Source organism: Burkholderia sp. AU4i (assembly GCF_000466765.1).
Classification (GTDB): Bacteria; Pseudomonadota; Gammaproteobacteria; order Burkholderiales; family Burkholderiaceae; genus Burkholderia; species Burkholderia cepacia.
Window position 1 is genome coordinate 1 of sequence record NZ_ASSI01000261.1, and the last position, 10,475, is coordinate 10,475.

The window sequence follows — 10,475 nt, forward strand, 5'->3', positions numbered from 1 at the left end:
CGGCGCGCTGTTCGGCGAGCTGGTGCGCATGAACGACGGCGCGTTGCGGCACGACGTGCCGAAGCAGGCGCTGCGCGCGGCGTTCGCGCCGATCGACACGGCTGCGCTGCGCGACCGTGCGATGCAGCTCGCCGCGCGGCGCCTGCCGCCGCCGGGCGATGCCGGCGCGCTGAACACGTGGTGCATGACGATGCCCGTCTGCGCGGTCGCCGATCTGCTGGGCTTCGACGAGACGCAGCTCGACGCGATCGCGGCAGAGGTGGTCGACTTCGTCGCGGCGCTGTCGCCGCTGTCCGATGCCGAGGCGCTGGCCCGCGCGAGCGACGCCGCGCGACAGTTGCTCGACCGGATGACGGTGCACGTCGCGCAGACGCGTGCGCACGACGGCACGCTCGTCGCCGCCGTGCAGCAGGCGGCCCGTGCGGCGGGTTGGCAGGCAAGCGGCGCGCTGGTCGCGAACCTCGTCGGGCTGCTGTCGCAGACGTGCGAGGCGACTGCCGCCTGGCTCGGCAATGTGCTGGCGGCGTGGAACGGGGGCGCGGAAGCGAGCTTGGAAGCGGGCTTAAAAGCGGGCGCAAGCGCCGCGCGCGTCGTGCCGGACGATGCCGCGCTCGACGCGTTCGTTGCAGAAGTCGGGCGCTTCGATTCACCGGTGCAGAATACGCGCCGCTTCGTCGCATCGCGCACGACGATCGAAGGCGTGACCGTCGAAGCCGGCGACGCGATCCTCGTCGTGCTCGCCGCGGCGAACCGCGACCCGGCCGTGCATCGCGATCCGCACCGGCTGATGCCCGGCCGTGCGGCCGGGCCGAATTTCGGCTTCGGCACGGGGCCGCATGGCTGCCCGGGCGAGCGGATCGCACGGGCGGTGACAGCGGGGGCGTTCGGGGCGTGGCTGCGTGCGGGCGGCGGGCCGCGGCACGACGGGCTGGCGTGGCATTACCGTGCGTCGACCAACGTCAGGATGCCGAAGTTCGACGCGGCAGGGTGATCGGGAAAGAGGGACTTAACGGCAGCCTTGCTTTTCCGCCCATTGCTCCTGGGCGGCGACACGGCGCTGCACGCGCTCGACGAGACCGGTTGAAAAGGTTCGCATGCTGATGCCGCGACGCTTGGCGAGGATCGTCTGCGCGACATCGGTGCGCGGGTTCGGCTGGCAGGCCCAGTACAGCGTCATCAGCCAGCCGATGCCGGTCCACCCGAACAGCGCGTTGAACATCGCGACCGTCAGCTTGTCGTGCCGGCCACGCCGGTCGGCAATGACCGCCGGCAGAAAATAGATCGCGATCGCGGCCACCGAACCGGCCACTTGAATCAGGACTGCGTTCTGCATGTTGCTGCTCCATCCGAACTGCAATGGAGCCGATTGTCGCGCTTTTTCCGTTCGCGTGCAGGCCGCGCGCAGACAATTGATTGTTGCGGTTTTAATGATGATCAGCCGGCTTCGGTGTCCGCCGGCTGCATTTCGTTGCTCAGCGCGAAACCTTCGTCACGCCAGCCCGTCACGCCGCCGATCATCAGCTTGACCGGCCGGCCCAGGCGTGCGAGCTGGATCGCCGCGCGCGCGGCGCCGTTGCAGTGCGGGCCCGCGCAGTAGACGACGAACAGCGTGCCGGCCGGATAGCCGGCGAGCTTGCTCTCGATGATCTTGCGGCGCGGCAGGTTGCGCGCGCCGGGCACGTGGCCGGCGGCGAACTGGTCGGGGCCGCGCACGTCGAGCAGTACGAAATCGGGCGCACCCGATGCGAGCGCGTCGTGCACGTCCCAGCAATCGGTCTCGAAGCGCAAGGACGCCTCGAAATGCGCGAGGGCGGCGGGGCTGTCGGCAGCGGGGACGTCGGTGACGTAGGACATGGTCAAGTTCTCCTGAAGGTTGCGTGGAACGCAGTGGAATGATGGGCAGTATCGCGGTTCGGCGACTGTCGCGGCAGTGGCGCGATCGACAAGTTCCGGTAACATCGCGCCATGCACAATCATCTCGTCGTCGCGCTCGCCTACGATCGCCTCTGCACCTTCGAATTCGGCTGCGTGGTCGAACTGTTCGCGCTCGAACGCCCCGAGCTCGGAGTCGACTGGTATCGCTTCGCGGTCTGCGCGAGCGAGCCGGGGCCCGTGCGCGCGGCGGGCGGCATCACGGTCGCCGCGCCGTATCGGCTCGCGACGCTCGATCGCGCCGATACCATCGTGATTCCCGGCTGGCGCGATCCGGACGAACCGCCGCCGGAGCCGTTGCTGAAGAAACTGCGGGCCGCGCATCGCCGTGGCGCGCGGCTTTGCTCGATCTGCTCGGGCGTGTTCGTGCTGGCCGCGGCCGGCGTGCTCGACGGCCTCACGGTCACGACCCACTGGCGCTATGCGGAGAAACTGCAGGCGCGTTATCCCGCGCTGCGCGTGAATCCCGATGCGCTTTACGTCGACGAAGGGCAGGTCGTCACGTCGGCCGGATCGGCGGCGGGGCTCGACATGCTGCTGCATCTCGTGCGCCGCGATCACGGCGGCGTGATCGCGAACCGGGTCGCGCAGCGCCTCGTGCTCCCGCCGCATCGCGACGGCGGCCAGGCGCAGTTCGTGCCGCGCCCGGTCGCGCCGGGCGGCACCGACCGGCTCGCGAAGCTGATCGACTGGATGCGCGCGCACGCGGCCGAGCCGCACACGCTCGCGTCGCTCGCCGCGCAGGCCGCGATGAGCACGCGCACGCTGCAGCGGCAGTTCGCGGACGCGACGGGGATGTCGCCGCTCGCATGGCTGATCCGCGAACGCGTGAACGTGGCGAAGGACATGCTCGAAGCGCATCCCGCGCTGTCGCTCGCGCAGGTGGCGGCGCGCGCGGGGTTCGGGTCGGAGGAGTCGCTGCGGCGGCATTTCCGGCGCGTCGCGGCGACGAGCCCGGCCGCGTATCGGCGCGGGATGGATCGTGGCGTAAGATCGCAGGACGCTTGAGCGCCGCGCTGTTGCGCGGTGGCTTTCGTACCCGGCGGCGCACCGCCTGACCGGGGCATTCCGGACGAAAGCGCAACAAACCAACAACATGACACTCAGAGAGAACCTCGGATTCGGCTTCATGCGCGATGACGCGCACGTCTATTGCCACGATGGCCCGCTGCGGGACCGCGCCGGCAACCTCATCGAAGGCATCGCGATCGACAGCTTCCGGCCGTTGTCCCCGTATCTGGCGACGGACGGCGTGCGTGCCTATGCGTGCACTTTCACGTGGTTGCGCTTCACCGTGCTCGACGTCGACGTCGCGACGTTTCGCCTGCTGGACGAGTCGCATGCCGTCGACGCGAACCATGTCTATTTTCAGAACCGTAAACTTGCCGGCGCGTCGCCTGCGCGCTTTCGGCTGCTGAGCGAATCATGGGGGCATGACGACCGTTACCTGTATCACTACGGCAAGCGCATGCGCGGCGCGGATCCCGCGACGCTGCGTTGGGTCGGCGCGTATCTGGTCGACGCACAGCGCGTCTGGTACGGCGGGCGGGCAGTGGAAGGCGCCGATGCGGCGAGCTTTGTCAGCGCGGATGAAGTGGCGCAGGATCAGGCGACCGACCGCGCGCGTCCCTACCGTTACGGCCATGCGGATGATCCCGGCCCGCGCGAGCAATGGGAACGCAACTGGTCGCCGTTCTTCGCCGCGCGTCCCGAATTGCAGGGGTACTGGTGGCATGCGCTGATCGGGCAGGCCGAGGCGGACGTATCGACGCGGGAACTCGGCGGCGGATACCGGGTGATCGGCGATCAGGTGTACCTGCACGACCTGCCGCTGCTCGAACCGGACGCGGGGACGGTCCGATGGCTCGGCGATTCATTCATCGCGGACCGCTCGCGGCTCTATTCGTATTCGGAGTACCACAAGGGCTTTCTTCGCGGAGGGCCGCTTCCGGGCGATCCTGCGCAGTGGCGGCATCTTGGCGGGCCGTGGTATCAGGCCGGCGACCATTGCTATCGGCAGCAATGGCGCGGCCATGCGGAGGCCGCGAAGGTCGACGGCAAGACGTTCGAGATCCTGAACGATACCTATGCGAAGGATCGCAATGGCGTGCTGTGCATGCTGGTACGCAAGCGCGGCATCGATCCCGCACGAATCGAAGTCGTCGGCGACGACCATCTGCGGGAGGGGGGCCGGCTGTTCTATTTCGGCAAGGAAGTGAAGGCCAGGTTCGACGCCCCGACGGCCGAACCGGTCGGTCACGGCTTTCTGCGCGACGGGCAGGGGCGATTGCTGCACTACAACCAGCCGTATCGGCGCGGCGTCGACGGAGCGACGCTCACGTTCCTGTCCGAGTATTTCGCACGGGACCGCGCGCGTGCCTACGTCTATTGCAACGGCGCCGAACTCGTGCCGCTGCCCGGCGTCGATCCGGCCGCCTTTCATCTGGAGCAACCCGATATCGGCACGGACGGCAGTCGTCGCTACGTGTATCAGGCATGGCTGGCTGCGTGGCGCGCGCGTGACAGGTCACCGATGCCCGACTACGTGCCGCCGGACTACGTGGCGCCCGAAGCGGGAGCACGGGCCGATGCCGGACCGGCGCCCGAATCGGTGTCGGCGAACGGGTTCCGGCAGGCGTCGCCCGCCGGGCCGGACGCCGCCCGCCGGGCGTGCGTGATCGAATGGGCGCGCGACGAGACGGGCGAACCGCGACTCGTCGTGGCCGGCGACGGGTTCTGCGACATCTGGGATCTGGCGCAGCGGCAGGTGGTCGCGTCGTTTGCGCTGCCTCGTCCGTTCGTGCCCGACGAGACGGAGGCGACGGCCATGGACCGACTGCGCAACGTGCCGGTGAGCGCGTCGGCCGATGCGTCGTTGTCGACGCTGATTGTCGCGTACTGGGACAACACGACACTTTACCGGGTCGATGCCACGAGCGGTGCAGCGGACGCGTGCTGGCGGGCGGACAGCCGTTATGACGATCTGGAACGGGTTCATCTGTCGCCGGACGCGCGCGAAGCGTGGGTGCGCATCCGCAACCGGCTCTATCGTGTGCCGCTCGCCGGCGACGGCACGCTCGACGTGCTCGATTACGATCTGGCCGACCAGCGTTTCCAGGATGCTCCGTTCGCGGTGAGCGCCAGCCGGCATCGCCGCGCATTCGCGCGGGACGCGGCGCTGACGGTGCGCACGGATGGCGCGACCGATTGCGACATACCCGGCGCGGACAACGGCTTTCCATGCGCGTTTTCGGACGACGGCACGCGCGTGCTGGTGCGCGACGCGAAATTCGTGTTGCGCGAGTTCGACGTCGACAGCGGCGAGCGCCTCGCGTTGCATCGTGGCGGCTGGTGCGAGCGCAAGTGGTTCAAGAGCCAGGCCGGCTGGATCGGCGGGCGCCCCGTGTTCGTCGGCCTGCCGGTGGGCGGGCAGGGCGAGGTCGACATCTGGGATGTGCTCGACAACCGGCTGCTGTTTCGCATCGAGGCCGCCGCACGCGTGCCCGAGCCGGACGCGGGCTGACACCGTCGCGACGCTGCGGCCGGTCGCGGGAAGGACGCCGGGAGATTCCGAAGCCGATGCGAGCAGCCGACGCGACCGCGCCGTGATACGGCGCATGCATCCTCCAACCCGACGACGACGGTGCAGCGCAGGCGGCCGGTGACCGGAGCAACCGGCCGCGTGTACTGAACGGCCGCGTGCCATCGCGGCCGGTGCAGGCTCAGCGCGAAATGGTGTCGCGCGCTTTCTGCTTGATGCACGCGATCCGGTATACGCCATCCTCGACTTCGACACCGTGCGTGTCGTGCGTGAAGCCCGGGAAGCGCAGGTCGTACTGCTCGAGCGCCTTCAGGTAACCGAGCAGCGGGCCGTCGGCCGGCCCCGCGTTCTCGCCGGGCATCAGCAGCGGAATGCCGGGCGGATAGGGCACGACACCCGTCGCGACGGTGCGGCCTTCCATCTCCGACAGCTCCAGCATCTCGATGTCGTTGTGCACGAGATGCTCGAACGCCTCGGCCGGGCTGTAATCGGGCTTCGGCAGCGTCGAGAAGCCGCGCGACATCATCTCGGTCGTCTTCAGGTCGCTCATCGCGCTGAACATCAGGTCGCACAGGTCGCGCAGGCCGAGCTTGCCGTAGCGTTCCGGATAGCGCGCGACGAGTTCGGGCAGTGCCTGTTCGAGCGGCGCGTTCGCGTCGTAGTCGCGCTTGAAATCGAGCAGCGTGTTGACGAGCGTGCCCCACTTGCCCTTCGTCACGCCGAGCGAGAACAGGAACAGGATCGTGAAGTCGGTCGTTTTCTCGACGACGATCCCGTGCCGGTCGAGATACGCGGTGACGACCGATGCCGGAATGCCGACCGGCATTAGCCCGCCGTGCGATGCGACGCCCGGCGTGACGATCGACACCTTGATCGGGTCGAGCATGCAGTAGTCGTCCTCGAGATCGCCGAAGCCGTGCCACGTGTCGCCCGGATGCAGTACCCAGCACGACGGGTCGGTGGCGAGCAGCGTCTCGTCCGCTTCGTGGAAGCGCACGCGGCGGCCCGTCTTGCGATCGACGACGTTGTCGGGCTGCCAGCCGTTGAAGAACCAGTCGTTGTTCTCCGCGCATTCCGCATGCAGGCGCGCAAGCATCTGGCGGAACGCGACGGCCTCGCGGATCGCGTCGGTCGTCAGCGCCTCGCCGCCGGGGCCGTCCATCATCGCGGCGCTCACGTCGTTCGACGCGATGATCGCGTAGTTCGGCGACGTCGACGCATGCATCATGTACGCCTCGTTGAAGCGCGCATGCTCGATCGGGTTGCGGCCGTCGCGGACGTGGATGAACGACGCCTGCGACAGCGCGGCGAGCAGCTTGTGCGTCGATTGCGTCGCGAACACCGTCGGCTTGCTCGCGTCGTGCTGCGACGGATCGCCGTGCATCGCGTGACGGTCGCGGTAGATCGGGTTGAAGCGCGCATAGCCGTACCACGCCTCGTCGAAGTGCAGTCGATCGACGCTCTGCCCGAGCAGTTCCTCGACGCGCGCGACGTTGTAGCAGAGGCCGTCGTACGTCGAGTTCGTGATCAGCGCATGCACGGGCGTCGGATCGATGCCGTCGCGGCCGCGCACGAGCGGGTTCGCGTCGATCGCGAGCCGCACCGCGGCGGCCGTCAGCCGCTCGGGCATGATCGGCCCGATGATCCCGTAATGGTTGCGCGACGGAATCAGGTAGGTCGGAATCGCGCCGGACATCGTCATCGCGTGCTCGGCCGACTTGTGGCAGTTGCGGTCGCACAGCGCGACCTGGTTGCGCGTGACGCTCGCCATCAGGATCACGCGGTTCGACATCGACGAGCCGTTCGTCACGTGATACGTGCGGTGCGCGCCGAACACGCGCGCCGCGTAGCGTTCGCTTTCGCCGATCGGGCCGGAGTGGTCGAGCAGCGAGCCGAGTTCGCCGACCGAGATCGACAGGTCCGAGCGGAACAGCGCCTCGCCGAAGAATTCGAAGTACGCGCGGCCCACCGGCGATTTCAGGAACGCGGTGCCGCCGGTGTGACCAGGTGTGTGCCACGAGTATTCGTACACGCGCGAGAATTTCGCGAGCGCGCGGAACATCGGCGGCAGCACGGTCTCGCGGTAGCGTTCGATCGCGGCGACGATCCGCCCGCCGATGAACGCGGTGGTGTCCTCCAGCATCCAGATGAAGTCGTCGGCCTTGCGCATCGCGTCGACGGGAATCGCGGATGCGCTCGCGCGGCTCGCGAGCAGGAACACGGGCACGGTCGCGTTGCGCGCGCGCATTGCGTCGAGCACGGCCTGCGCGGGTGCGTGGCCGGCGTCGTTGCCGAGTTCCCAGTTGAGCAGCAGGCACTGGATCGCCGGATCGGCGGCGACGACCGCGCAGGCGTCGTCGGCGGACGTCGCGATCACGACGTCGACGAGCCGGGTGCGCAGCTCCTCGGCAAGCGCCGTCGCGGCGCGCCCGGTGGCCGTGCGTTCGTCGATGTCGTGCTGCACGAGCAGCGCCTTCATGCCGAGGCGGCGGAAGGCCGGTTGGGTCAAGGATGCGGTCATGTCATTCCCCCGTTTGCTGGGTTGCCTGGACGCTCGCGGCAACGGCCGGCGAGCGCGCGTGAAGGGTGTCGGCCTGGTGACGGCCCACGGAAATCCAGAAGGTCGCGGCGAGCGCGGCGATGGTCACGCCGAGCGCGAGATAGCGCACCCAGCGCGGCGAGCGGCCGCCCGGATGGACATGGGTTTCCTCGATCTCGCGCTGGCGGTTGATCGACAGCTCGTAGAAGACGATCGTCGCGACGACGAAGATCAGCGACCAGCGCGTCTGCTGGCCGTCGGAGCCGACCATCGCCCACAGCGCGTAGACGGCGCCGATCAGGCCGACGATCGTGTAGAACGTGAACTGGTGCGACGGCATCTTGCCGTAGCCGAGCACCTTGATCGCGATGCACGAATAGATGTACGGCAGCAGCGTCATGATCACGGCGATCGACGCGATCTTGCCGAACTGCTCGCTGGCGCTCGGCGACATCGTCGCGAGTACCTGCACCGACATGATCAGCGCGACGATCGCGAGGCCGGCCGACGGCACGTTCTTCGAGTTGACGCGCGCGAACACGCTGGCGAACAGGCCGTCGTCGGCGGCCGCCTTCGCCGTCTGGCCGACCAGCAGCGTCCACCCCGCGAGCGAGCCGAGGCAGCCGAGCGCCGCGCACAGCGCGACCGCGTTCGCGGCCGTATTGCCGAGCGCGAGGCGCGCGGCATCCGCGAACGGCGCGCTCGATGCGAGCAGCGCCTTGTTCGGGATCATCCCCATGATCACGGTCGAGCTGAGCACGTAGCAGACGGCCGCGAGCACCACGCCGCCGACGGTCGCGATCGGCACGTTGCGCGACGGATTCTCGACGACGCCGGCCGATACCGATGCGCTTTCCACGCCGATGAATGCCCACAGCGTGAAGTTCAGCGTCGCGCCGATCGCGCTGAAGCTGTTGGTGCCCGACACGTTCCAGCCGGCGAAATACACGTCCTTGCTGAACCAGAACCAGCCGAACACGGCCATCCCGAGGATCGGCACGAGCGCGAAGACCGTCGTGACCGACTGCACGCGGCCGACGACGTTCGGCCCGAGGATGTTCGCGTACGTGAACAGCCAGATCACGAAGATCTGCGCGAGCGCGAACACGAGCGGGTCCTTCAGTACCGGGAAGAAATGCGTGAGGTAGCCGAGGCCGGCGACCGCGAGGCCGACGTTGCCGAGCACGTTCGCGAGCCAGTAGATCAGGTTGGTCTGGTAGCCCATGTACGGGCCGAACGACTTGCGTGCATACGCGTACGGGCCGCCGGCGGCCGGGTCGATCGCGGCGAGCTTCGCGAACACGAGCGCGAGCGACACGGCGCCGACGACGGTGATCAGCCAGCCGAAGATCGCGATGCCGCCGGTCGCGGCGAGGTTCGCGGGCAGCATGAAGACGCCGGAGCCCATCATGTTGCCCGCGACCATCAGCGTGGCGGGAATGACGCCGATTTTCGGCGCGGAAGCCGCGGCCGGCGTGGCGGCGGCGCGGGAGGAGGACGAGCTGGCATCGGACATGCGACGCTCCTTGAGAAGACGTGTTTCGGTTGAGGTGACGCGGTATGGCGCCGGTCGACGATTCCGGTGCGGTTCGTCGTTTTAATTGACGCGTTCATGTTATCGCTCGGGGTGATTATTAATAAGGGTAAACGCCGGCATTTAATAACTTGAATATTGATGAATGTCATTGAAGCCGGTGAAACGGTGTTTGAGTTCCGGGTGGGGCGGCCCGGGCCGCAAGGCTGGAGGGCATTTTTTCCGTCTCGATCCGGGCGGGCGAGATTGCGCTGCCGAAGCTTCGATGAATAATCGTTTTTTACGAACTGGTTAAATCATTTCTCGATCAAAATGGCACCGTAATCGGGGTTTGTCTTTGTCGGTTATTATCGGGCGCATTAAATGCGCGCCGCCGGCGCGCGCGACCACCGCTGCTTCCCCGAGGATGATTCCGATGACGACGCTGCCTTCCCGTTTGCCGCTGATCCAGGCCCCGATGGTCGGTTCACTGAGCCCGCTCGCGATCGCCGTGTGCGAAGCCGGCGGGCTCGGCTCGCTCGCCTGTGCGGCACTGGGCCCGCAGCAATTGCGCGACGAGATCGCGGCGATCCGGGCGCGCACGAGCGCACCGTTCAACGTGAACTTCTTCTGCCATACGCCGCCGGCGCCCGATGCCGCGAGCGCCGCGCGCTGGCGCGCGGCGCTCGCGGGCTACTACGCGGAAGCCGGGCTCGATCCGGCCGACGTGAAGGGCGGCCCCGGACGCGCGCCGTTCGACGATGCGATGTGCGCGGTCGTCGAGGAGTTGCGCCCGGCCGTCGTGAGCTTTCACTTCGGGCTTCCGGACGATCCGCTGCTCGATCGCGTGCGGCGCACGGGCGCGCAGGTCGTCTCGTCCGCGACGACCGTCGAGGAAGCGCGCTGGCTGGATGCGCGCGGCGTCGACGCGATCGTCGCGCAGGGCGCGG

The 10,475-nt window shown here is 68.1% G+C and carries 8 protein-coding genes; 4 read left to right on the forward strand and 4 right to left on the reverse strand.

Going from position 1 to position 10,475, the window contains the following annotated elements:
* Positions 1-991 (forward strand): cytochrome P450 (locus L810_RS39750; RefSeq protein WP_042978164.1); only part of this gene is annotated, 991 nt, incomplete at its 5' end.
* Between the two features lie 15 nt (positions 992-1,006).
* Here L810_RS39750 and L810_RS39755 read toward each other — a convergent pair.
* The gene (locus L810_RS39755) at positions 1,007-1,333 is read right to left on the reverse strand and encodes a superinfection immunity protein (RefSeq protein ID WP_011354384.1); all 327 of its coding nucleotides are present in this window, start codon (positions 1,331-1,333) and stop codon (positions 1,007-1,009) included.
* A 101-nt stretch (positions 1,334-1,434) separates the two neighbouring features.
* On the reverse strand, positions 1,435-1,854 hold the full coding sequence (locus tag L810_RS39760; protein ID WP_021163779.1) for a rhodanese-like domain-containing protein: 420 nt from the start codon (positions 1,852-1,854) through the stop codon (positions 1,435-1,437).
* Between the two features lie 111 nt (positions 1,855-1,965).
* On the opposite strand from L810_RS39760, the gene ftrA reads away from it, so the two are divergent.
* Together ftrA and L810_RS39770 are read left to right on the forward strand one after the other, a co-directional pair.
* Positions 1,966-2,940 carry a transcriptional regulator FtrA gene (gene ftrA, locus L810_RS39765; RefSeq protein WP_021163780.1) on the forward strand — a complete coding sequence of 325 codons (975 nt, stop codon included), beginning with the start codon at positions 1,966-1,968 and terminating at the stop codon, positions 2,938-2,940.
* Positions 2,941-3,028: 88 nt separating this feature from the next.
* Positions 3,029-5,455: a DKNYY domain-containing protein gene (locus tag L810_RS39770; RefSeq protein ID WP_081712965.1), complete on the forward strand. Its 2,427-nt coding sequence runs from the start codon at positions 3,029-3,031 to the stop codon at positions 5,453-5,455.
* 199 nt (positions 5,456-5,654) lie between these two features.
* On the opposite strand, the gene L810_RS39775 is transcribed toward L810_RS39770, so the two are convergent.
* Entirely contained in the window at positions 5,655-7,994 is a 2,340-nt protein-coding gene (locus tag L810_RS39775) for an Orn/Lys/Arg decarboxylase N-terminal domain-containing protein (RefSeq protein ID WP_021163782.1), read from the reverse strand.
* Position 7,995: 1 nt separating this feature from the next.
* Complete coding sequence (adiC, locus tag L810_RS39780; protein WP_021163783.1) at positions 7,996-9,528, reverse strand: arginine/agmatine antiporter; 1,533 nt, start codon at positions 9,526-9,528, stop codon at positions 7,996-7,998.
* A gap of 433 nt (positions 9,529-9,961) precedes the next feature.
* Here adiC and L810_RS39785 point away from each other — a divergent pair.
* Positions 9,962-10,475, forward strand: a 514-nt coding sequence (locus L810_RS39785) for an NAD(P)H-dependent flavin oxidoreductase (protein ID WP_042978165.1), incomplete at its 3' end; no start/stop codon positions are given.

Bases quoted from the DNA above. Each gene is read 5' to 3' on its own strand.
- L810_RS39760 (WP_021163779.1), bottom strand. From the start codon at position 1,854: ATGTCCTACGTCACCGACGTCCCCGCTGCCGACAGCCCCGCCGCCCTC.
- L810_RS39775 (WP_021163782.1), bottom strand. From the start codon at position 7,994: ATGACCGCATCCTTGACCCAACCGGCCTTCCGCCGCCTCGGCATGAAG.
- L810_RS39755 (WP_011354384.1), bottom strand. From the start codon at position 1,333: ATGCAGAACGCAGTCCTGATTCAAGTGGCCGGTTCGGTGGCCGCGATC.
- adiC (WP_021163783.1), bottom strand. From the start codon at position 9,528: ATGTCCGATGCCAGCTCGTCCTCCTCCCGCGCCGCCGCCACGCCGGCC.
- ftrA (WP_021163780.1), top strand. From the start codon at position 1,966: ATGCACAATCATCTCGTCGTCGCGCTCGCCTACGATCGCCTCTGCACC.
- L810_RS39770 (WP_081712965.1), top strand. From the start codon at position 3,029: ATGACACTCAGAGAGAACCTCGGATTCGGCTTCATGCGCGATGACGCG.